This is a genomic window from Vibrio atypicus (genome assembly GCF_009811315.1).
In the GTDB taxonomy this organism is placed as follows: domain Bacteria; phylum Pseudomonadota; class Gammaproteobacteria; order Enterobacterales; family Vibrionaceae; genus Vibrio; species Vibrio atypicus.
This window is the reverse complement of record NZ_BLID01000011.1, coordinates 44,406-66,592: the sequence shown is the minus strand read 5'-3', so window position 1 is coordinate 66,592 and position 22,187 is coordinate 44,406. Positions and strand designations below refer to the sequence as shown.

The window sequence follows — 22,187 nt, the reverse complement described above, 5'->3', positions numbered from 1 at the left end:
TGACAAAAATGAATAAGAAAATGACTCTACTTGCTGGTGCAATCAGTACTGTACTAAGCGGTGTTGTAGCTGCTGATATTGGTGATATGAGCAAGGTACTTATTACTGAGTATGTTGAAGGCTCTTCACAGAATAAAGCCATTGAAATCAGTAATACAGGTACATCAGCCGTGACCTTTGAAGGTAACGACGGTGACTTGGCGCTGTATTTCAGCCGTTATAAAAATATGGTTCATGATAAGGACAAAGTTAATGTTCTTAAAAACGTCACCATTGCCCCAGGCAAAAGCATCGTTGTAGTCAACGGTGAAGCCGGTGCTGAGATTTTTCAATACATTGAACGATTGGGTGGAGAAGGCGCAGTTGTTACTGCCGGTACGTATGATCAAGCGAAATACAATGCACTAACTTTTAATGGTGATGATGCGGTTTGGCTAGGTACTTCTTCAGCTCAAAGTGATGTTCACGATATCTTTGGTATCTACAGTGATTCTGATGCTGCTGATGATCCATGGGCAAATATGACCCTGCGACGTAAAGCTGGTTCAGGGCCTAAAAATACTTATGATGTGAATGATTGGGAAGAGTTCGCTCAGAATGATTTTGGTGGATTAGGTGACCCAGTCGCGGTCAATAATGATCCAATTGCTCCACCAGCCAATACACCGTGTACAGATGCGACTGACTCGGAAGAACAAACTATCGGAGCTGTGCAAGGTGAAGGTAAGTTTTCACCTCTTATTACTGAGGGGTATGAGACGACTGAGCAGTATAAAGTTACAGGCATTGTGTCTGCGGTTACTAGTTACCCAGCTAAGGGCTTCTACCTATACGATAATGATGGCAATGACTTAACCTCTGACGGCATCTTTGTACCAACGGCTCAAGCTACTGATAGTATGGTTGGACAAAAAGTGTGTGTGGTCGCCAAAGTTAAAGAAAACTATGGTTTAACACAGCTGGTTGTTGCTGATGACAAATGGGAAGTTGTTGATGAGAACCCTGTTTCTGTAGAGCCGGTCGAACTAAAACGCCACGCTGACGATACAACATTTGAATCTACGCTAGAACGTTACGAAGGTATGCTAGTCAAGACTTCAGCAGATATGGGTAAGACTGACCAAGAGTTAGCAGCTATAGATGCTTTAGTAGAACAAGTAACTGTCGAGCCAATTGACGGTGAAGATGAGGCAGATTACCAAGTTCGATTAGCTGCAGCCAAAGAAGCGCGCCGTGATGAGCTTACTGCAGTCAAACATGACATGCGAGTGTCACGCAGCTTTAGCTTTGATTATGACGCATTTCGCAACAATATGGTTCTGGCTTACAAACGTCCAAACCCGCAGCCAAACCAAGACCATGTCGCAGGGTCTATCGACTCTCTGACTCAATCGGCTGAGAACGATGATTTTCGTTTGATACTTGAGTCTGATGGTAAAGCGCCGAATGGCGAGATCCCATATTACCCTGAATTCAGACAAGATCCTCAAAACAACTACGTGCGCATTAATGATAGTGTCGTAGGTTTGACGGGTGTTATCGGTTATTCATATGGTAATTTCAATATCATTGTTCCAAAGGCATTAGAGTCTTCGCAGAACACTACATTTGTTCACAACACAGACCGAACTGACGAACCAACGATCAATGAGTCTTACGGCGATCATGGCTTTACCATTAAAGTAGCGACACAGAATGTACTGAACTACTTCAATTCACCATATGGTGGCTCAGACAATAGCTTTGGTGATAACCGTGGTGCGGAATCGCAACAAGAGTTTGAGCGTCAACAGGCAAAAATTGTAGAAGCAATTTATGGCTTAGATGCTGACATTCTGGGCGTTATGGAAGTTGAGAACAATGGCTTTGGTGACTTCAGTGCTATCAACGAGTTACTTGCTGCAGTTAATGATAAATATTACGACGAAGATTACGGCGATCGCAATAAGCAGAACTCAATCCACAACCGCTATGTTTTCGTAGGGTTTGATAAGAATGGTGATGCGGTTTTAGATGACCAGGATACCGTTGGCTCTGATGCTATTACAACGGGTGTAATCTATCGTCCTTCAAAAGTATCAATTGTGACTGGCGAAGTAATTCCTATGCCAGAACAGCATGCTCCTACTATTGTGGATGAAAATGGTGCACCAATCTTGGACTCCAAGGGTGAGATTCGCGAAAGTGGTGATAACTACCAGCGTCATAGTGTGGTAGCGACCTTTAAAGTAAACCATACGGGTAAAAAACTATCAGTTGCAGTTAACCACTTCAAATCTAAAGGTTCTACATGTTATGAAGATTGGAAAGGCTGGGAAACTTGGAAGAATTTCGACCCTGTGAAAGATGATGTGCGTAACGATGACTTCCAGGGCTCTTGTGAAAACTTCCGCGTTGCAGCTGCATACCACTTGGGGTCTGAGCTAGAAGACATCGTTGGCGATAAAGTTGTTTTAGGTGACATGAACTCATATGCTCATGAAGATCCAATGTTAGTGTTGACGAACAACTCAACAGGTAAGGCAATCTACGCATCAGAATATACCTTTGTAGGTAAGACTCCATTTGAAAAAAATGGTCAGCGTATCGAGAAGACATTTGGTTATTTGAATGCCGTAGATCTAAAAACTGAAGAAGGCAAAACTTCATGGAGCTATTCATACAATGATGAAGTTGGCTCTTTGGATCACATGCTAATTTCCTCGTCGCTTAAAAATCGTTTGGTAGATGCAACGGATTGGCATATCAATGCGCCAGAGTCGTCTTTATATGACTACAACAACAAATATAAAGGCGGTGATGAAAATGAGCCTAACCCGTTCTATGCTGAAAACCCATTCCGATCTTCAGATCATGATTCAGCAATAATCAGTTTAGGTTACACATATGGCGAAGCTGGAGAAGTGCCTGTGTCTATCACTATGAAGAGTGGTCGAGCAGATATTGCGTTCCCTGTCTCAGATCAAGCTAGAGAGGGGGATGTTGCAGAAATCTCAATTTCTCCTCGTCCTGCAGGTGTAACACTGCCAAAAGTGGCACTTAAGGCTGACGGTGCTCAAACGGTGATGTTTGACGTTGCTGGCTTGGAAGCTGGTGAATACACCTTAACGATGGTACTGAAAGGTGACAGAGATAATACTCAGCGCTCAACGTCAACAACTGAGCAAAAGGTGATTGATTCTAAAACGATGCCTGTATCTATCGAGAAGCGTGACTCAAGCAATGTTAAACCTGTAGAGCCAGAGTATGACGGTTCAGGTGGTAGCTTTGGTCTTGGCACGCTATTGGCTATGTTTGGATTTGGTTTCTTACGTCGTCGTCGCTAATTGTTCGACTTGGGGGCTAGTGCATCTGCACTAGCCCCTTTTTTATTGCTGAAATTAGAGTGTTAACTCAATTTCAGCACTTTAGAGTCATTACTTTGTTACCAGTGAGTGCTAACAATGAAAAAAAGTATCTTAGCGGCAGCTATAAGTGTAGCTGTTGTTCCGGCTGTAGACGCAAATGTTCTGATTACAGAAATCGTTGAAAACGGAAATGATAAAGCAGTAGAGTTGTACAACAATAGTTCAGCTCCTGTAGACCTGTCCCGGTATTCCCTTATCCAATATAACAACCAAACTGGCTCCAACCCTCAGACGATTAAGATCGCCCTTTCCGGAACTTTAGAGGCTAGTGGCGTGTATGTTGTGGCGCACAGTCAGTTAGCAGGAAAATTAACTAGCATAGTGGACCAAGTAGAAGCACTCGCTTTTAACGGAAAAGGGGGAGATGCGGTAGCTTTAGCAAAAGAGGGGGGGAATATTGATCTCATTGGTCACCTCGGTAAAGATGCAACGGATGTGTTTGAAGATGCCTCTCTACAACGTATTAATCCAAGTACTCCATCCATGTCTTTTGAAGCTAGCGATTGGAAAGATGCGGGAGATGGAAACTATGATGGACTTGGGAATGTGGATGGCGTGGCGCCTCCAAACCCAGATCCAGATCCGAACCCTACACCAGATCCCGACCCTGAGCCTTCTCCAGCTTCTTTAATTGGTGAACTGCAAGGAAGCTCTTGGGCTTCACCTTATACAGACCCTCTGAATGGAAAGTTTGTTTCAGATGAAGTGTTTACCGTTATTGGCGTGATTACCGCTATCCAGAGCAATGAACTCGATCAAGGTGAGCGTCTTGGCTTCTACATGCAGGATGAAGTACCAGACAATGATGCTAGAACTTCCGACGGTATCTTTGTAGCTGCGGATGTGTCGGGATTAAAAGTTGGTTACAAAGTTGAAGTGGTTGGACCTGTAGAGGAGTGCTATGGTTGGACACAGATTCTTGCTAGTCAAATTAAGCAAGTTGGAACAGGCTCGATTACTGCTGCTGATTTGACTGAATTGTCCAGTGATAAGGAGTTTGACTTCACCCTCGAGCGCCATGAAGGCATGTTGATCAATATCAACTCTATGCTAGAGATGCGGGTTTCTCGAAGCTATAGCCTAGATGAGGGGCCGCAACGCTACAATATGGTACTAAGTAAAGGGCATGCGAGCGTTCACCCCAACCAGAAGTTTTTCCCGAGTTCAGATGATGCGGCTAAAACTGCTGATTGTAATGAAGACTACCGTCTTGTTGTGGAATCCTTTGAGAAGGACATCGTTGGTTTACCATCTTGGTATCCAGACTTTGCAAAAAGTGACGCAGACCAAAATGGCTCTACGGAAGACTACATTCGTGTAGGAGACCGCGCTAATCAATTACAAGGCGTTTTAGGTTATTCCTATTCAGATTATCGTCTGTATGTAACAGAACAAGCGAACAATGGGACTTTTGTTACGAACGGAAATAGTCGTCACGACAAACCGAATCTAAAGAGTGGTGATATTAAACTAGCGACGTTTAATACTGGTGGCTACTTTAATAGCCCATTTGGGGGGGAAGCCAACTTAGCCAATGGTGGGCAGTTGATCGAAAGCTCCGCTGATTTAACACAGTTTGAAGTTCAAACATCAAAGCTAGTTAATGCGCTGATAGGTCTAGATGCTGACATTGTTGGTTTAGTAGAAGTTGAGAATAATGGTTTATCAGCGTCTTCTGCTATAGGACATTTAGTTAGTGAGCTAAATAAGAATCTAGATGAAAGCAGTCACTATCATATCGCTAGTGCACAAGGTCTTGATCAGGTAGGTGAATTGGTTTCTGCAAACTATCTGATTTTTAAGGCTAGCAAGGTAGGGCTTGAGTCCTTAAAAGTTGCCGACATGCCAAAGCAGGTAGCTGGTGAAATCATTGCTGAACAAGCGGCGAGCGTTATAGCGACCTTTAACTTCAAAGATCGCGATGAAGTATTAACGGTTGCCGTAAGCGACTTTGTTGATAAGCAACAAACCTGTCTTGAAGACGACTCAGAAAGTCTGCAAGGTAAGTGTGCTGAGCTGCGCGTATCAGCGGCTGATTACTTAGGTCAACAACTGCAGGCCATACCGGGTGAAAAGGTGATATTAGGAAGTTTGAACGCTTTTCTCAACGAGGATCCTATCTCGGTATTGACCAACCGTAATGCAGTTCCGGAAAATTATGAAATTAAGACTGCCTCTTCCACTTTTGTAGCAGATATGCCACTTCAAGGTGAAGATGGGGAAGTTATAGATATTCAATATGGCTATGAAAATGTATTAGCAATTTTAGATACTAAAGGATACAACGCCGTTCATAACGATGGACAAGGAAGCCTAGATTACATCCTAACCTCTCCAGGTTTGAAATCCTTGGTGGTTGATGCGGTGCAATGGAATATCAACGCTGCTGAATCGAGCGTATTGGCATACAGCAATAGTTTAGGCCAACAGTACCAAGATGTTTACCGCGCAGCTGTACATGACCCTGTCGTTGTTTCTATAGCTTTTGACGGTAAACCTTTAGAGCCAGTTGATCCAATTTACCCTCCTGACCCAAGTAACCCTATTGTCCCAGGAACTCCAATCGAGCTTCCTTCAGAACCCATTAATGAACCTAGAGTGTCAACACCCGTAGTAGGTCAAAGCTTCAAACACTTTGTTGATCTGACTATGGCTAATGGTGCTTATCTTAAAGTTGGTGATGAAGTGTCAGTATCCATTAGCAATGCTATTACAAGCTATGTAGCAACCTCTTCTATGGTGGCTAAAGATACGTTGGATGAATTTGAAATTGCTTTGGGATGGACTGAGGTTAATTTTGCTGAGGGATTAGAACTTGGAGAGTACAGCGTTAGAACAACCATTGATGGGGAAACAATTGCAACTACTCGAATCAATGTTGTGGAAAAGGCTGATAATGACAATGAGGGAGCAGGTAGTACCGGCCTAGCTGGATGGCTTGCTTTGTTAGGTCTTGGTTTCTTGCGCCGCAAGTTCAAAGCGTAATTGTTTACAGTATTTAGGAGTGGGGGGACTTCCTCCCAAATCAAACTATGAAAAGAACGTTACTTACGATATTGATTTCATGTGCCTTCAGTGCCAATGCCGCTTATGAACAAGCACATGATCCGCATGCAGTTGGTGGGCTTCCTAGTATGACTTGCCAAACAGAAATCATTGACCCTCCTGTCCCACCCGGTGAAATATATAACCCTAATGGCTATTACGATAGTGCTCTTAATAAAGGTGGGGATGAGTTAAAGGCTGCTTTGAACGCCATTATTTCGACAGGGATTACTAAACTTCCTTATTCATCGAGTAGCTTTGACGTATGGGATGCCTTGGATATAACGGATGAAGATCCAAATAACAGCAATAATGTTATTTTGATGTACAGTGGTCGTTCACAAGCAAAAGGCCAAAAAACCGGTCAAGGTAGTCTGGGGCAAGATAATTGGAACCGTGAACATACCTACCCGAAATCTAATGGTGGTTTTAATGATAAAGGTGCTTATGCTTACACAGATATTCACCACCTGAGACCAACTGATGAAAGTGTAAACAGTGCTCGCGGCAATTTAGAATTTGATGAAGGTGGGGTTGAACTCACAGAGGCTCCAGGGAATAAGAAAGCGACCAACTCATTTGAACCAAGAGATGAAGTGAAAGGAGATGTAGCGCGTATGATGTTCTACATGGCCACTCGTTACGAAGGTAATGATCCTAAAACTCCAGATCTCGAGTTGGTACCATCATTAACAGACAATGGTACTGCACTGGGTAATGTATGTACTTTGTTGAAGTGGAATCAGCAAGATCCTGTGAATCAGTTTGAGTTTGACCGTAACTCTAAAATTCAAATTATTCAAGGCAACCGCAATCCGTTTGTAGATAACCCTCAATGGGTAGAGAGTATTTTTGCAAAAGATTGTACACAGTAAATATACAGTGGCCTTACTTAGGCAAGGTGTAAATCATTAAGGTCAGCTATAGTTGACCTTATTTTTATCGCTTGCTCTTGCCTTTCCTTCTTCTTACTGCACAATACCGCCTTAATCAGAAACTTATCAACGCTAGTTTAAAGCCATGCTGTTAATTATCGATAATTACGACTCTTTTACTTACAACCTCTACCAGTACTTTTGTGAACTGGGCATAGAGGTCAAAGTGGTACGTAATGATGAAATTGATATTGCAGGTATTGAGGTACTGAGCCCCTCCCACCTTGTTATCTCCCCTGGGCCATGTACGCCAAATGAAGCGGGTATCTCATTGCAAGCGATAGAGTATTTTGCGGGTAAACTGCCGATTTTGGGGGTTTGTTTAGGCCATCAAGCTATCGCGCAAGTGTTTGGAGGGGAAGTGGTGCGTGCTCGTCAGGTGATGCATGGTAAAACGTCTCCTATCCGTCATAACGATCATAGTGTATTTAAGGGCTTGAATAACCCACTAACGGTCACTCGTTATCACTCTTTAGTTGTCAAAAATGGCACGTTGCCTGATTGCTTTGAATTGACCGCTTGGACAGTGCTAGAAGATGGAGCAATGGATGAGATTATGGGCTATCAACATAAGAGCTTGCCGATTGATGCGGTGCAGTTTCATCCTGAATCGATTAAAACTGAACAAGGGCACGAGCTACTCGCCAATTTCTTAAGGCGTTAGTTAGTCGTGCCGCAGTTATCTCAGCTAGCTTTTTGATTCGTATAGATCTGTTGGCACTTCAGTTAGGCAACGAGTGTAATCATAGTCACGAGTTTGACCGCCTTGACCTTTAAATTGCATACGTACAATCATACCACTTTCTACGTACCAGCCTAAGTTTTCGCATGCTATGCGATAGCTTATCTCTTTAATGTTGGCACTCTTCCATCGATAGCCGGAAGCGACACGTTCAGTATAGACAATTACGCCATTGTCTGTAACGTTTAGATAATCGTATTGACCCAATTCTTCTTTTGCTTGAGCGATAGTTTCAGGTTTTGCCATAGTGTTTAACTGCGTAACATCTGTAGACTTACAGCCAACAAAAGCTAACGTTGAAATAAGTAAAAGTGCTTTTAATTTCATGATTTTAGTTATTGAGTTGTTAATTGGAGTTGCAATATCGCATTATTTTTATAAATGATACAAGTGTCATTCATTTGTTGTGTTAGCTGTGTCGGTTTTTTGACGTCAGCTTCCTATCTTGACGTATGAAGCTGAGTTAGAAAACCTGACTGCGATCACTTTTCTTAACATTTCTTTCATATTCATTGCTGCGGATATTATGTGAAAAATTATTCGTAGACTTTGCTATCCCTGCCTTTCAGCCCTTACTGCGTCTATGCTTAACCATAGCTTATCTTTGTTATAAGAATATATTGCTTCATAAAAGTGATTGCTTGATGCATAAATACTCATACGTGATGACTATTCGACTTTTTGATGGTGAATAAAAAGCATAAATCACTATTGAAATGGTTAATTATTTGTAAATACAATGCCGTAATTGCTCAAAAGCAAAACAATATTTGCTTTCGTTTTTAGAAAGTAAGGACACCATATTCGCTAGGCATGCGGTATCGAGAAGGGAATGTGCAATGACTGTAGAAAATAACGTAGAACGCGGTTTGTTTGATGAGGTAATGGTACCTTGTTATAACCCAATGGAAATGATTCCTGTGAAAGGCGAGGGTGCTCGCGTTTGGGATCAGCAAGGCAAAGAATACATTGATTTTGCTGGTGGTATTGCCGTGAGCTGTTTAGGTCATTGTCACCCAGCCATGGTCAATGCATTAACTGAGCAAGGCCAGAAACTATGGCACTTAAGCAATGTAATGACTAACGAACCTGCACTTCGTCTGGCGAAAAAGCTGACTGATGTTTGTTTTGCGGAAAAAGTCTTCTTTGCAAACTCTGGTGCAGAAGCGAATGAAGCAGCATTGAAGCTTGCTCGTCGTTACGCAGCAGATGAGTTTGGTCCTGAAAAATCAGAAATCATCGCATTTAAACAAGGCTTCCACGGCCGTACGTTTTTTACCGTGACCGTCGGTGGTCAAGCAGCATATTCTGACGGCTTTGGTCCTAAGCCTGGTGATGTTACTCACCTGCCATACAATGACGTTGAAGCCCTAAAAGCGCATATCTCCGATCGCACTTGTGCTGTCATGATGGAGCCGCTACAAGGTGAAGGCGGCATCATTTCTCCAACGGATGAATTTGCTCAAACAGTTCGTGAATTGTGTGACAAACACAACGCGCTGCTTATCTTTGATGAAGTTCAAACTGGTAACGGCCGTACTGGTCACTTCTACGCATACCAAGGTCTTGGTGTGACGCCTGATATTCTAAGTACAGCGAAATCTCTTGGTGGCGGTTTCCCTATTGGTGCCATGCTGACAACGACTGAACTATCTAAGCATCTTAAAGTGGGTACACATGGTTCAACATACGGTGGTAATCCACTCGCGTGTGCGGTAGCAGAAGCGGTGGTTGATGTGGTTAGCGCACCTGAAACTTTAGCGGGTGTTGCAGAACGTGAAGCTCTATTCCGTGAGGGATTGGCTAAACTGAACGATAAATACCAAATCTTTGCTGAAGTTCGTGGTAAAGGCCTGCTTTTAGGTGCTGCTCTGAATGATGAATGGCAAGGCCGTGCTCGTGATGTATTGGTTGCTGCGGGCAAAGAAGGCCTGATGGTGCTTGTCGCAGGCGTAAACGTGGTTCGTTTTACGCCGTCATTGGTGATTAGCAAAGAAGAAGTGGAAGAAGGATTAGCTCGTCTAGATAAAGCTCTAGCGACCCTAGTTAAATAAAACATAACCTAGTCTAGTACTCATATCGATATAAGCAGTGTCATCCTCAAAAGGGATACACGACCGAGTTGGGGATCTCCAGCACCGCGTTAAGAGGTTCCCTATCATGTTCATTTCTTACCGTAGGGAATGACTAAGTCAAAGTATAAATAGATAACCAATGAGTACTAGCGTTCACGCATCAGGAGGGAGTTTCGATGCTGGTTGTTCGCCCTATCGCAATGTCGGATTACGACGCACTGCATACTTGTGCAGTAGAGTCGGGTCATGGATTCACATCTTTACCAGTTAACGAAGAGTTGTTAACTAATCGCATTACACATTCTGAATACAGTTTTGCTAAGCCAGAAGTCAATGAACCTGGTGATGAAGGTTACCTAATGGTGGGCTTTGATAGTGAAACGGGTGAAGTCGCAGGTTGTACCGGAATTGAAGCTTCAATTGGTTGGGACGTACCTTTTTATTCATACCATATTAGTACCGTCGTTCACTCATCGCCTAAGTTAGGGGTGAACAACGTGGTTAAACTACTGACGTTTGGTAATAACTACACTGGTTGTAGTGAAATCTGCACGTTATTTTTGCGCCCAACATTCCGTGGTGGTCTCAATGGTCGTTTGATGTCTAAATGCCGTTTCTTAATGATGGCAGAGCATCCACATCGTTTCTCGAAGACAATTTTTGCTGAGATGCGTGGTGTATCAGACGATGAAGGTAACTCACCGTTTTGGCAGTGGCTACAAGAGCACTTTTTCTCGATTGATTTCACTATGGCCGACTACCTAACGGGTATTGGTAAAAAAGGTTTCATCGCTGACCTAATGCCTAAGTTGCCAATTTATATCAATTTACTGAGCAAAGAAGCGCAAGAAGTGATCGGCCAAGTGCATGACAATACGCGCCCAGCACTTAAGTTGTTAGAGCGTGAAGGTTTCACTTGCCGTAACTACGTTGATATTTTTGATGGTGGCCCAACGGTAGAGTGTGATTTACGCAATATCGAATCGGTTCGTCATTCCGTTCGAGCTAAAGTGACCATCGCTGAACATTCGAATGAACAGGATTATCTGATTTCGAATACGTCATTTGAAGATTTCCGTGCGACAGCGGCAAAAGCGGCTTATGACCAGACCACAGAGTCGGTCATCTTATCCCCGGCGGTTGCCAAAGCGCTCAAATTACAAGATGGCGATTTTGTTCGTATGCTGGCTCAGCACTAGATTTAAAGGATTTAAAACATGACACATTGGATTGCAGGTGAATGGGTCGCAGGTCAAGGCGAACCGATGGATTCACAAAGCCCATACAACAACGAAGTGATCTGGCAAGGCGATAGCGCGACACCAGCACAAGTTGAGTCAGCAGTAAGTGCAGCAAGAGAGGCATTTCTGACTTGGAAGAAGTTGAGCTTTGCAGATCGTGAAGCCGTTGTACTTGCTTTCGCTGAAAAAGTGAAAGAGAACAGCGAACAGATTGCGGAAATTATCGCTAAAGAGACCGGTAAGCCTATTTGGGAAACGCGTACAGAAGCGGGTGCCATGGCGGGTAAAATCGCTATCTCAATTCGTGCTTACCATGAACGTACAGGTGAAGCCCAACGTGAAGCCGCTGGTAACCAAATTGTTCTACGCCATCGCCCTCTTGGTGTTATGGCGGTGTTTGGCCCTTATAACTTCCCAGGCCATCTACCAAATGGTCACATCGTACCGGCCTTACTTGCAGGTAATACGGTGGTATTTAAGCCGTCTGAGCAGACTCCTTTAACCGGTGAGTTTGCGATGAAACTGTGGGAACAAGCAGGCTTACCGAAAGGTGTAATTAACCTAGTGCAAGGTGCGAAAGAGACGGGGATTGCTCTGGCTGACGCAAAAGGTCTTGATGGAGTGCTATTCACGGGTAGTGCCAATACAGGTCATATTCTTCATCGTCAATTTGCAGGTCAACCAGGAAAAATGCTGGCGCTTGAGATGGGCGGTAATAACCCCATGGTTATCTCAGAGCAATATGGTGATTTAGATGCAACGGTCTACACCATTATTCAATCTGCCTTCATCAGTGCCGGTCAACGTTGTACTTGTGCACGTCGACTGTATGTTCCGGTTGGAGAAAAGGGCGATCAGCTTGTCGTGAAGTTAGTTGAAGCAACTAAGAATATTCGCGTTGATCAGCCATTTGCTGAGCCTGCTCCTTTCATGGGACCTCAGATCTCAAAAGCCGCAGCAGATTTCATCCTTAATGCGCAGTCTGAACTACAAAAACTTGGCGGCGAGAGCTTGTTAGAAGCAAAAGCGGGTCAAGCTGCATTTGTTACTCCGGGCATTATCGATGTAACGCCAATTACTGAGCTGCCAGATGAAGAATACTTCGGCCCACTGTTGCAAGTGGTTCGCTACCAAGGACTCGATAAAGCGGTTGAGTTAGCAAATGATACGCGCTTTGGTCTCTCAGCGGGTTTAGTTTCCACAGATGACAGTGAATGGGATTACTTTGTTGATCATATTCGCGCGGGCATTGTGAATCGCAATCGCCAGCTAACAGGGGCAAGTGGGGATGCACCATTTGGCGGCCCTGGTGCATCGGGCAATTTACGTCCTAGTGCATACTATGCGGCAGACTATTGTGCTTACCCTATGGCATCAATGGAAGGAGGCGAGACACTTCTTCCTGCGACTTTGAGCCCGGGTTTAGCACTATAAAAATACAGTATTCAGGGATTTCCCTTTTGTCTCTCTGAGCCGAGAGACATTTGCGTCACAGGCTGAAGGCTATCTAATCAAACTTTCTGGATACCTTGGTTAGATGGCCTTTTTTATAGCCAAAATAATATAAAGATAACTATTACAACATCCATTACGTAAACAACCCCTATACAAGGAGGCGTTATGACGCCAGATGTTTTATTCCAGTCGTTATGGAATGACTATATTCAACGCTTATGTCCCTCTGCGCAGCAGGTTCATCAACTTCTCGAAGAAGATGAAGCGCTAATCAATGACCATATTGCTTTACGAACGTTTAATCTTGAACCACTCGGCATTGCAACCTTAGCTCAACCATTTTTAGATGTGGGTTATAAGGCTTGCGGAGATTATGAGTTCGAAAGCAAGAAGTTGGTCGCGAAACATTTTGAACACCCTGATCCTAAACAACCAAAAGTCTTTATTAGTGCTTTGAAAGTTGATGAGTGCTCAGCTGAGCTGCAAGCCATTGTTGCTAAGCTTGTTGAACAACTGGACACCGATAAGCTAAAAAATCATGAGTTCTTATTCGGTGGCCGCTTGTGGGATTTGAGCTTTGCTGATTTCCAAACATTAGCGACAGAAAGCGAGTACGCTTCTTGGTTAGCTGCACATGGATACGGTGCTAATCACTTTACAGTGAGTGTGAATCAACTGAAAGCTTTTGATGAAGTGAAAGAGGTCAATAACTATTTGCGTCAATCAGGATTTACGATCAACGAATTTGGCGGTGAAGTGAAAGGCTCTCCAGAGGTGCTGCTTGAGCAATCATCGACTATGGCAGATAAAGTGTCAGTTGAGTTTGCAGATGGAGATCAAGTGATTCCTGGTGGCTTCTATGAGTTTGCTAAGCGTTACGCTATGAATAATGGGGAGCTTTATCCAGGGTTTGTCGCGGCATCAGCAGATAAAATCTTTGAGAGCACTAACGGTTAAGCTAATGCGGCTTTGATTCAGTTGATGACAAAAGAAAAAGCCACCAAATTGATATTTGGTGGCTTTTGAAATTTTGGTCAGTTAATAGAAATTAACGAGTACCGTATACAACGATAGTTTTACCGTGCGCCGAAATTAGATTCTGCTCTTCAAGCATCTTCAGGATACGACCTACAGTCTCACGAGAACAGCCTACGATCTGACCAATCTCTTGACGAGTGATCTTGATTTGCATGCCATCTGGGTGAGTCATCGCATCTGGTTGCTTCGCTAGGTTAAGTAGCGTTTGAGCAATACGGCCAGTTACGTCAAGGAACGCAAGGTCACCCACTTTTTGGCTAGTCACTTGTAGGCGGCTTGCCATTTGCGCTGAAAGGCGCATAAGGATGTCTGGGTTAACTTGAATTAGCTGACGGAATTTCTTGAAAGAGATTTCCGCAACTTCACAAGGAGATTTAGCACGAACCCATGCGGTACGCTCTTGGTCTTCTTCGAATAGACCAAGTTCACCAATAAAGTCACCTTGGTTTAGGTAAGAAAGGATCATTTCCTTACCTTCTTCGTCCTTGATAAGTACTGCCACAGAACCCTTAACGATGTAGTACAACGTTTCAGCTTTCTCGCCCGCGTGAATTAGCGTGCTTTTTGATGGGTACTTATGAATATGACAGTGTGAAAGAAACCACTCTAATGTTGGGTCGGTTTGAGGTTTACCTAGAACCATAATATCTCACTTCCTCTGCAGGGTACGCTTGCCGCTTTCCATGTTTTAGTAAAGCCTAAAATAGACTTCCTAGGATAAGAGCACTTTACAAATGCTGCAAGCCAACTTGTGTTTCGGTTACAAATAGTATCCTTTTTCGAAAACGATTTCTTGATTTTAATCGGGTCCTACTTAGGTTTTACTACGCAAAATTGTGCACATGATCACGGTATGAAAAGTAATCGTGTTTTAGCCGTGAGCTCTAGCCAATTTTCCCGGTTTCAATCAACTGTTGTAGGATAGGGCGGACTATCAACTCCATCGCAAAACTCATTTTACCACCAGGTACAACTAAGGTGTTATGTCGCGACATGAATGAGCCATCAATCATTGCCAGCAAATATGGGAAGTCGACGTTTTTGATCCCACGTAAGCGAATCACGACAAAGCTTTCATCCAAGCTCGGGATACCTTTCGCATTAAGAGGGTTGGAAGTATCGACAGTAGGAACGCGCTGAAAGTTAATGTGAGTTCGAGAGAACTGTGGGGTAATGTAATTGAGATAGTCGTCCATTGAGCGAACAATTGAATCCATCACCGCTTCACGGGAGTGTCCACGGTCTCGGGTATCACGGACGAACTTTTGTATCCACTCTAAGTTTACAATTGGTACCATGCCTATCAGGAAATCGACATGTTGAGCGACATTCACATCACCATCGACCACGCCACCATGTAAGCCTTCATAAAATAGCACATCAGAGTTTTCAGGCAGATCTTGCCACGGAGTAAAGGTGCCTGGCATCTGATTGTATGGGACGGCTTCATCAAAGGTGTGTAAATAGCGACGCACTTGACCTGTGCCTTCGTGGCCAAACTTGCGAAAGAACTCGGCAAGTGCCGGAAAGTCGTTAGCTTGAGGACCAAAATAGCTGATGTGTCGACCTTGCTCACGCGCTTTGCGAATCTCCACGTCCATTTCTGGGCGAGTAAAGCGGTGAAAACTGTCTCCTTCGACCCAAGCGGGTCTGACATTCATCATATTGAACATCTTGCGAAAAGCTTCGGAAGTCGTTGTAGTACCGGCGCCTGAAGAACCAGTTACGGCAATAATAGGGTGTTTAGCTGACATGACAAACCTTGTCTGAGAGTACGTTCCTGTAATCGACGTCCACTATAGCACGCTTTAGTTGGACGTCACTGTATGCGGTTCTCTAAAATTTGTTTTTGAGTTGAATATCAACCGTTTCGTGTAATTCAGAGAAGACGACGACCGCTTCTCCGTTTTCTAGTTGAGTTTTGATTTGGTTAACTTTGTCTTGCAGTGAAACTTCGATCGCGCCGTAATCGGTCCCTTCGCGTAAGACAAACTCTTTGACCAAGTTATCCAGTGTATCGGGCTCGATCTGTTGCCAAGGAATGATCATAAATACCTCAAAATTTTATGTTCGTTGTTGGGAGTATCTTTGCGTACTATGCCGGATCAGTCAGGCTTTCATAGTAGGCAGGCAGAGCTTCTTCTAACCAAAAGCGAGGTTTCATGGCACTACCTGTAACAAAACCGACGTGGCCACCTTGTTCAAACAGACGGTAGTCAATATTGTCTGGAAGTACGTATTTAGGGATCACCGCTTCTGTCATGAAAGGATCATCCTTTGCGTGGATGATCTGAGTTGGGATTTTGATTTCTTTTAGGCGATGGATCCCGGAACAGCGCAGATAGTAATCTTCGGCATTTTTGAATCCATGCAGTGGTGCAGTGATCAAGTCATCAAATTCATACAGCTTAGTGACACGCTTGATGCATTGGTAGCTTAGCCCTAATTCTCCCTTTAAGAGGTGGTGCTTTTGCAGTGCGCTCTTTTTCAATGAAGAAAGTAGGTAGTTTTTATATAGCTTCGAAAAGCCTTGCTCAATACGCTCAGAGCAGGCCGATAAATCGAGTGGCGCAGATACAATCGTTGCAGCGTCGAGTAGTGGTTGGTCGTTATACTTGGCTAGATAATTAGCTAGCATATTGCCACCAAGAGAAATACCCACAGCAACTTTACGCTGACCAGGAAATAGAGAGTCGAGGTACTCCAAAAACAGCCGAGCGTCTTCAACTTCGCCAGAGTGATAGGCGCGCGCCAGTTTGTTTGGTTTACCGCTGCAACCGCGAAAGTGCATCATCACCGATAGCCAACCTTGTTTAGTAAAAGCGTCCATCAGTCCATTGGCATAAGGGCTATAGAAGCAACCTTCTAAACCATGAAACAGAACGAAAATAGGCTTGTTCTTCGCTTGCTCGGTGTGGTGTTCTTCACCCCAAGCAATATCTAAAAAGTCACCATCTGGGGTATCGAGTGTTTGCCAGACTGGTTCAAATAGCGCTTTTTTACGAATAAAGCGCGGAGCCAAAGTCTGGAGGTGCGGGTTGGTTAAGCCTTTTGCTGCAATGAACTGAGTCATGGGCGTCTCTATAAGTTGGCAATATTGTCAATAGGTTCAGCAAAAGCTGAATAGAGGTGCTCACCACCAAGTTGGCGGCAGTATCGTAATGTGAGCGGCTCTGCGTGATTGATTTCTAGTTCAATACTGTTAATACAATCAACCAGATCAGATTGCTGCTGTTTTTCTAGTTGGAGTTCGAATTGGAGAGATTCACGGTAGAGCGTATCGGATACGTGAAGTTTTAGTTTACGCCTTAATTCACGGTAGCTCAGTAGCAGGGTCTCGGATCGCCCTAGGCATTCTTCTACGCGGTGCCAATCTTGCTCATGAAAACAGACCTGCTGCTCATCAAGCCATTTGAGTAGCAGCAGTAGATTAACGTTGCCTTTGCAATGATTTTGGAGATTTAAGCACGCATCTTTCACTTCTCGCACACTGTAATACTGCAAGCTAAATTGCCATAAGCGTTCGAGTGTGAGAGAAATTTCTACGTGCTTTAAACTCATTGGCTATTGAACTCCTGCTCCATCTGTTCAAGCTCTTCTTGTAGAGCCATCCATTCCATTTCGACGTCTTCAAGCTCGCTTTTACTGTTGGCTTGAATGGCTAATACTTGATTAAGTTTAGCTTTATTTTCGCCATCATAAAGTGAGTTATCGGATAATTGCGTTTCCGCTTCCGCCAATGCTGTCCCCAACTTATCCATTTTTTCTTCTAGCTTTGTCAGTTTTTTGCGAATTGGCGCCGTCTGTTTGCGGAATTCTGCCTCGCGACGTTTTTGCTCTTTCTTAGTCGCAGCACTATTGACAGAAGTCTTCTCCGGTTGCTGTGATTGGGCTTCACGACGCTCTGCTTTTTGTTGCTCTGTGAGCCACTTGTAGTAGTCAGAGAGATCACCATCAAAAGAGGCTACTTGGCGGTCATGTACTAGGTAAAGGTCATCGGTGGTCGCACGCAATAAATAGCGGTCGTGCGAAACAATCACCATCGCTCCTTCAAAGGTTTGCAGCGCCATGGTTAAGGCTTGACGCATATCCAAATCAAGGTGGTTGGTTGGTTCATCGAGCAGCAGCAAGTTTGGTTTTTGCCAAACGATCAGAGCCAAGACTAAGCGAGCTTTCTCACCACCAGAAAATGGCGCGACTTTTTCCAGTGCTTTTTCCCCTTGGAAACCAAAGCTACCTAGGTAATTCCGTAGTTCCAGTTCATTCTTATCAGGAGCAATCTGCATCATATGCTGCAGTGGTGTCTCTTCTGGGTGGAGAGTTTCTAGTTGGTGCTGAGCAAAGTAACCAATCTTAACGCCTTGAGAGTATGTCAGATCGCCGCCTTGAGGATTAAGCTCACCAGAAAGTAACTTGATCAGCGTTGATTTACCTGCGCCATTGCGGCCGAGCAGACCAATACGGCTACCAGGGACCAAGTTCAGGCGAATCTTCTCTAAGATTAGATTGTCATCGTAGCCTGCCGATACATCATCCATCATGATAATAGGGTTGGGTAGCGCTTCTGGATCTCTAAACTGAAAGCTAAATGGGTTATCAAGTTGAGCTGGCAGCACCTTCTCCATGCGTTCAAGCGCTTTGATACGGCTTTGAGCTTGGCGAGCCTTGGATGCTTTGTAGCGGAAGCGGTCGATGTAGCTTTGCATGTGAGACATCTGCTTCTGTTGTTTCTCAAACTGCGCTTGTTGCAAGATCAGCTTTTGAGCGCGTTGATCTTCAAACGAAGAGTAGTTACCCGTGTATTCGTTTAACTGCTGGTTTTCGACATGAATAATGCGGCCTACGATCGGGTCAAGAAAATCTCGGTCGTGCGAGATCAAGACTAAGGTGCCAGGGTAGTTTTGCAGCCAGCGCTCGAGCCACATTACGGCGTCTAAGTCTAAGTGGTTGGTCGGTTCATCGAGCAACAATAGATCAGAGCGGCACAGTAGCGCTTGAGCTAAGTTTAAACGCATACGCCAACCACCAGAGAACTGGGTTAAGTTCCAACTCATTTGCGCTTGGCTAAAACCTAGACCATCTAACAGTTCAGCAGCGCGGGCACGAATACTATAGCCGCCAATAGTTTCAATTTTGCCGTGAATCTCAGCGACTAGAGTACCATTGTCTTTTTGTTCAGCTTCTGCCAGATCTGCTTCGAGTTTTCGATACTCACGATCACCATCAATGACATATTCAATCGCACTGCGTTCTAGTGCTGGCGTTTCCTGTGCAACCCAAGCCAGTTCCCAATGGGCAGGCTTACTGAAGTTGCCAGCATCAATCGACAGTTCATCTTTGATTAAGGCAAATAGGGTGGATTTTCCACAGCCATTTTTGCCAACTAAGCCGACCTTGTCACCGGGTTGAATCGTTGCTGATGCCTGGTCTAAAAGTGGTTTACCACCACGTAGAAGCTGCATGCCAGAGAAGGTAATCATATTTTTTTGCTTTATCTTTGCTCGTATTGCGTCGAATAGTAGGGGGAATAAGATTAAAAGTCGATTATTGCGTTATCTTGGCTAACCACGTATAACAATCTGATAACCTATAAAAACAATGATTTTGGCTAATAAAACAAAAGGATTGCTGTCCAAGGAATGCAGAGTTTAGTTTCTGATAAGCCCAAAGTATTGGTGCTCTATGCTCATCCCGAGTCACGAAGCTCCGTGGCAAATCAAATGATGCTTAAGAAGATCGAATCCCTTGAGCATGTCACTGTGCATGATCTTTATGCTCATTACCCTGACTTTTTCATCGATGTAAAAGCGGAGCATCAACTGCTTAATGATCATGACGTGATCGTTTTTCATCACCCACTCTATATGTATTCTTGCCCCGCCTTGTTAAAGGAATGGTTAGACCGAGTATTAGACAAAGGTTTTGCTTTTGGCGGTGGCGAAGCGCTTAAAGGAAAGTATTGGCGTAGTGTTATTACGACAGGTGGTAAAGAAGATGCTTTCTGTAAAAGTGGCTATAACCGCTATCCTTTATCAGAGATCCTACAACCTTTTGAATTGACCGCAGCGCTATGCCAAATGGAATGGATAGAGCCGCTGGTGTTGTATTGGGCACGAAATGTCTCTGAGATGGAACGTTACCAGCACGCGGAAGCATATCGCCAATGGTTGAATGATCCCTTGTACTCGTTTGAGCAAGAGTTAGGAGGTCAATATGGCGCTTGAGAATGACTTTCTTCAAAGTAGTGTGATTTTTTTGACTGCAGCGGTGGTTGCGGTTCCGCTTGCCCAGCGTATGGGTTTGGGGTCAGTTCTGGGTTACTTACTCGCTGGTGTGGCGATTGGCCCTTGGGGGCTCGGCCTGATCAGTGACGTGGAAGCCATTTTGCACTTTGCTGAATTTGGCGTTGTTTTATTACTGTTTTTGATCGGCTTAGAGCTGAATCCGAAAAAACTGTTTCAAATGAAAGGCCCCATATTGGGGTTAGGTGGAGCGCAGGTCGCGATCACTACTTGCGTTATTGCCAGTGTCGCATATATCGCTGGTACCAGTTGGCAAACCAGCCTTGTTATCGGTATGGGGTTAGCTCTTTCCTCAACGGCGATTGCTTTAAAAGTAATTGAAGAGCACGGTCTCGCCGGTAAAGAGGCGGGGCAATCTGGCTTTGCGGTGCTCTTATTCCAAGATATTGCCGTGATTCCGATGTTGGCCATACTGCCTGTTTTAGCAGGCAATACTGCCGGGAATTGGTTAGATGCACTTTGGACGCTAGCTGGTGTCGGTGCGTTACTTGTTGGTGGCCACTTCTTGTTACGTCCACTATTTCGCTATGTGGTTCTTAGTGGCGTCCGTGAGCTCTTCACGGTAGCGGCATTGTTGTTGGTGATTGGCATTGCTTTGATGATGAAACACCTTGGCTTATCTATGGCGCTAGGAACCTTTTTGGCGGGTGTACTACTTGCAGAGAGTGAATATCGCCATGAGCTAGAGATTGCCATTGAACCGTTCAAGGGGCTTCTATTGGGGCTATTTTTTATTGCGGTGGGAATGGCGGTGAACTTAGGTTTACTCGCTTTAGAGCCATTTGCTGTTTTGACGGCTGTGTTCAGCTTAGTTGCGGTAAAAGGGGCGATTCTCTACTTTTTAGCTCGACTATCTGGTAGCCGGGCGAAATCACGGAGCAAAATGGCAGCAATTTTGAGCCAAGGTGGTGAGTTTGCGTTTGTCATCTTTACGGCTGCGAGCGCGGAAGGTTTGCTTAACCAAGAGCAGACTGCGTTTCTTTTGGTTGTTGTGAGTTTGTCTATGGTGACCACTCCGATTCTATTGATGATGCAAAGCAAATGGTATGCGCGCGGTCTGAATGCAGAGATAGAGGCAACATTGGCAAGTGATGTGATTAATAAGCAGCCTAGAGTCATTATTGCTGGCTTCGGTCGTTTCGGGCAGATCATTGGTCGTTTGATGTACGCCAATAAGATCAAAGTAACAGTCTTGGAAAGTGATGCGAGCCAAATTCAGTTGCTGCGCAAATATGGCTACAAGGTTTACTACGGTGATGCAACCCAGCTTGATTTACTCCGAGCGGCTGGGGCAGACAAAGCTGAGGCGATGATCATCTGTACCGACTCTCCTGATGAGATAATGAAGATCATCGAGTTGTGCCAAACGCATTTCCCTAAACTTAAACTGCTTGCTAGGGCACGCAGTCGAGTGGAGGCCTATCAATTGCTCAGCCACGGTGTAGATAGCTACTCGCGTGAAACCTTCCTCGGAGCTCTGGATCTTGGCCGCCAAGCCTTGGTCGATTTGGGCATGCACCCTTATCAAGCGAAACGAGCCGAAGCACATTTTAGAAAACTGGATAATGCTATGCTGAAGGAACTGCTGCCTCAGCACAAAGATGATAAACAATTGGCCTTAAGAGCCAAAGAAGCCCGTAAAGAACTGGAAGAGATATTTGGTCGTGAGATGGAAAGCGACCAACAATCAAGAAACTTCTGGGATTGATCTAATAATAGAGTTGTAACCATGAAAAAAAGATTCATCGCAGGCGCCAGCTGCCCGAAGTGCTCACAGCAAGACACGTTACGCTGGTGGATAGAAAACAATATTGAGCTCGTCGAGTGTGTAGAGTGCGGACATCAAGATAAGCGAACACCGCAATCTGTCGAGACAGGGACACATTCTGGGCAAGAAATGATCGGAATTTTTAAACCAGATTGATTGAGTTTCTCTAAATCATCCCC

At 44.4% G+C, this 22,187-nt stretch carries 18 protein-coding genes; 11 read left to right on the top strand and 7 right to left on the bottom strand.

The features are described 5' to 3' along the window. The first annotated feature begins 8 nt into the window (after positions 1-8). The 4 genes from GVO60_RS19475 to GVO60_RS19460 all read left to right on the top strand — a co-directional run bounded on the left by GVO60_RS19475 (position 9) and on the right by GVO60_RS19460 (position 8,051). Complete coding sequence (locus tag GVO60_RS19475; RefSeq protein ID WP_159657118.1) at positions 9-3,326, top strand: ExeM/NucH family extracellular endonuclease; 3,318 nt, start codon at positions 9-11, stop codon at positions 3,324-3,326. 117 nt (positions 3,327-3,443) lie between these two features. Then, positions 3,444-6,392, top strand: coding sequence for an ExeM/NucH family extracellular endonuclease (locus GVO60_RS19470; protein ID WP_159657044.1), 2,949 nt, complete (start codon positions 3,444-3,446; stop codon positions 6,390-6,392). A 47-nt stretch (positions 6,393-6,439) separates the two neighbouring features. Next, a complete protein-coding gene (locus GVO60_RS19465) occupies positions 6,440-7,327 on the top strand; it encodes an endonuclease I family protein (protein WP_159657042.1) in 888 nt (295 codons plus the stop codon). 145 nt (positions 7,328-7,472) lie between these two features. Beyond that, positions 7,473-8,051, top strand: coding sequence for an aminodeoxychorismate/anthranilate synthase component II (locus tag GVO60_RS19460; RefSeq protein ID WP_159657040.1), 579 nt, complete (start codon positions 7,473-7,475; stop codon positions 8,049-8,051). Between the two features lie 24 nt (positions 8,052-8,075). On the opposite strand, the gene GVO60_RS19455 is transcribed toward GVO60_RS19460, so the two are convergent. Continuing rightward, a complete protein-coding gene (locus tag GVO60_RS19455; protein ID WP_159657038.1) occupies positions 8,076-8,456 on the bottom strand; it encodes a hypothetical protein in 381 nt (126 codons plus the stop codon). Positions 8,457-8,968: 512 nt separating this feature from the next. On the opposite strand from GVO60_RS19455, the gene GVO60_RS19450 reads away from it, so the two are divergent. The 4 genes from GVO60_RS19450 (at position 8,969) to GVO60_RS19435 (ending at position 13,857) form a co-directional block, all read left to right on the top strand. Beyond that, the gene (locus GVO60_RS19450; protein WP_159657036.1) at positions 8,969-10,183 is read left to right on the top strand and encodes an aspartate aminotransferase family protein; all 1,215 of its coding nucleotides are present in this window, start codon (positions 8,969-8,971) and stop codon (positions 10,181-10,183) included. A 197-nt stretch (positions 10,184-10,380) separates the two neighbouring features. Continuing rightward, positions 10,381-11,403 carry an arginine N-succinyltransferase gene (astA, locus tag GVO60_RS19445; protein ID WP_159657034.1) on the top strand — a complete coding sequence of 341 codons (1,023 nt, stop codon included), beginning with the start codon at positions 10,381-10,383 and terminating at the stop codon, positions 11,401-11,403. 18 nt (positions 11,404-11,421) lie between these two features. Continuing rightward, positions 11,422-12,879, top strand: a complete 1,458-nt coding sequence (astD, locus tag GVO60_RS19440; protein ID WP_159657032.1) for a succinylglutamate-semialdehyde dehydrogenase — start codon at positions 11,422-11,424, stop codon at positions 12,877-12,879. Between the two features lie 186 nt (positions 12,880-13,065). Continuing rightward, entirely contained in the window at positions 13,066-13,857 is a 792-nt protein-coding gene (locus GVO60_RS19435; protein WP_159657030.1) for a DUF1338 domain-containing protein, read from the top strand. Positions 13,858-13,948: 91 nt separating this feature from the next. Here the strand turns inward: GVO60_RS19435 and crp are convergent, their stop codons facing one another. The 6 genes from crp to GVO60_RS19405 form a co-directional block, all read right to left on the bottom strand. Beyond that, positions 13,949-14,581 (bottom strand): cAMP-activated global transcriptional regulator CRP, encoded by a 633-nt coding sequence (gene crp / locus GVO60_RS19430; RefSeq protein WP_004410522.1) that lies wholly within the window; start codon positions 14,579-14,581, stop codon positions 13,949-13,951. A 241-nt stretch (positions 14,582-14,822) separates the two neighbouring features. Beyond that, positions 14,823-15,692, bottom strand: a complete 870-nt coding sequence (locus GVO60_RS19425; protein WP_159657028.1) for a phosphoribulokinase — start codon at positions 15,690-15,692, stop codon at positions 14,823-14,825. A gap of 82 nt (positions 15,693-15,774) precedes the next feature. Beyond that, positions 15,775-15,987: a YheU family protein gene (locus GVO60_RS19420; protein ID WP_159657026.1), complete on the bottom strand. Its 213-nt coding sequence runs from the start codon at positions 15,985-15,987 to the stop codon at positions 15,775-15,777. Positions 15,988-16,033: 46 nt separating this feature from the next. Next, entirely contained in the window at positions 16,034-17,011 is a 978-nt protein-coding gene (locus GVO60_RS19415) for a hydrolase (RefSeq protein ID WP_159657024.1), read from the bottom strand. A gap of 8 nt (positions 17,012-17,019) precedes the next feature. Further along, on the bottom strand, positions 17,020-17,499 hold the full coding sequence (locus GVO60_RS19410) for a TIGR02444 family protein (protein WP_159657022.1): 480 nt from the start codon (positions 17,497-17,499) through the stop codon (positions 17,020-17,022). Further along, complete coding sequence (locus GVO60_RS19405) at positions 17,496-19,418, bottom strand: ABC transporter ATP-binding protein (RefSeq protein ID WP_159657020.1); 1,923 nt, start codon at positions 19,416-19,418, stop codon at positions 17,496-17,498. The genes GVO60_RS19410 and GVO60_RS19405 overlap by 4 nt, the downstream gene beginning before the upstream one ends. A 159-nt stretch (positions 19,419-19,577) precedes the next feature. Here GVO60_RS19405 and kefG point away from each other — a divergent pair, with 159 nt between their 5' ends. From kefG to GVO60_RS19390, 3 genes are read left to right on the top strand one after another with little or no spacing between them, the layout of a single operon-like run. Then, complete coding sequence (gene kefG / locus GVO60_RS19400) at positions 19,578-20,162, top strand: glutathione-regulated potassium-efflux system ancillary protein KefG (RefSeq protein WP_159657018.1); 585 nt, start codon at positions 19,578-19,580, stop codon at positions 20,160-20,162. Beyond that, positions 20,152-21,948 carry a glutathione-regulated potassium-efflux system protein KefB gene (kefB, locus tag GVO60_RS19395; protein ID WP_159657016.1) on the top strand — a complete coding sequence of 599 codons (1,797 nt, stop codon included), beginning with the start codon at positions 20,152-20,154 and terminating at the stop codon, positions 21,946-21,948. Before kefG ends, kefB begins: the two co-directional genes overlap by 11 nt. A 21-nt stretch (positions 21,949-21,969) precedes the next feature. After that, positions 21,970-22,164 carry a YheV family putative zinc ribbon protein gene (locus GVO60_RS19390; protein ID WP_159657014.1) on the top strand — a complete coding sequence of 65 codons (195 nt, stop codon included), beginning with the start codon at positions 21,970-21,972 and terminating at the stop codon, positions 22,162-22,164. Positions 22,165-22,187: the final 23 nt, after the last annotated feature.

Bases quoted from the DNA above. Each gene is read 5' to 3' on its own strand.
- GVO60_RS19475 (WP_159657118.1), top strand. From the start codon at position 9: ATGAATAAGAAAATGACTCTACTTGCTGGTGCAATCAGTACTGTACTA.
- GVO60_RS19470 (WP_159657044.1), top strand. From the start codon at position 3,444: ATGAAAAAAAGTATCTTAGCGGCAGCTATAAGTGTAGCTGTTGTTCCG.
- GVO60_RS19465 (WP_159657042.1), top strand. From the start codon at position 6,440: ATGAAAAGAACGTTACTTACGATATTGATTTCATGTGCCTTCAGTGCC.
- GVO60_RS19460 (WP_159657040.1), top strand. From the start codon at position 7,473: ATGCTGTTAATTATCGATAATTACGACTCTTTTACTTACAACCTCTAC.
- GVO60_RS19455 (WP_159657038.1), bottom strand. From the start codon at position 8,456: ATGAAATTAAAAGCACTTTTACTTATTTCAACGTTAGCTTTTGTTGGC.
- GVO60_RS19450 (WP_159657036.1), top strand. From the start codon at position 8,969: ATGACTGTAGAAAATAACGTAGAACGCGGTTTGTTTGATGAGGTAATG.
- astA (WP_159657034.1), top strand. From the start codon at position 10,381: ATGCTGGTTGTTCGCCCTATCGCAATGTCGGATTACGACGCACTGCAT.
- astD (WP_159657032.1), top strand. From the start codon at position 11,422: ATGACACATTGGATTGCAGGTGAATGGGTCGCAGGTCAAGGCGAACCG.
- GVO60_RS19435 (WP_159657030.1), top strand. From the start codon at position 13,066: ATGACGCCAGATGTTTTATTCCAGTCGTTATGGAATGACTATATTCAA.
- crp (WP_004410522.1), bottom strand. From the start codon at position 14,581: ATGGTTCTAGGTAAACCTCAAACCGACCCAACATTAGAGTGGTTTCTT.
- GVO60_RS19425 (WP_159657028.1), bottom strand. From the start codon at position 15,692: ATGTCAGCTAAACACCCTATTATTGCCGTAACTGGTTCTTCAGGCGCC.
- GVO60_RS19420 (WP_159657026.1), bottom strand. From the start codon at position 15,987: ATGATCATTCCTTGGCAACAGATCGAGCCCGATACACTGGATAACTTG.
- GVO60_RS19415 (WP_159657024.1), bottom strand. From the start codon at position 17,011: ATGACTCAGTTCATTGCAGCAAAAGGCTTAACCAACCCGCACCTCCAG.
- GVO60_RS19410 (WP_159657022.1), bottom strand. From the start codon at position 17,499: ATGAGTTTAAAGCACGTAGAAATTTCTCTCACACTCGAACGCTTATGG.
- GVO60_RS19405 (WP_159657020.1), bottom strand. From the start codon at position 19,418: ATGATTACCTTCTCTGGCATGCAGCTTCTACGTGGTGGTAAACCACTT.
- kefG (WP_159657018.1), top strand. From the start codon at position 19,578: ATGCAGAGTTTAGTTTCTGATAAGCCCAAAGTATTGGTGCTCTATGCT.
- kefB (WP_159657016.1), top strand. From the start codon at position 20,152: ATGGCGCTTGAGAATGACTTTCTTCAAAGTAGTGTGATTTTTTTGACT.
- GVO60_RS19390 (WP_159657014.1), top strand. From the start codon at position 21,970: ATGAAAAAAAGATTCATCGCAGGCGCCAGCTGCCCGAAGTGCTCACAG.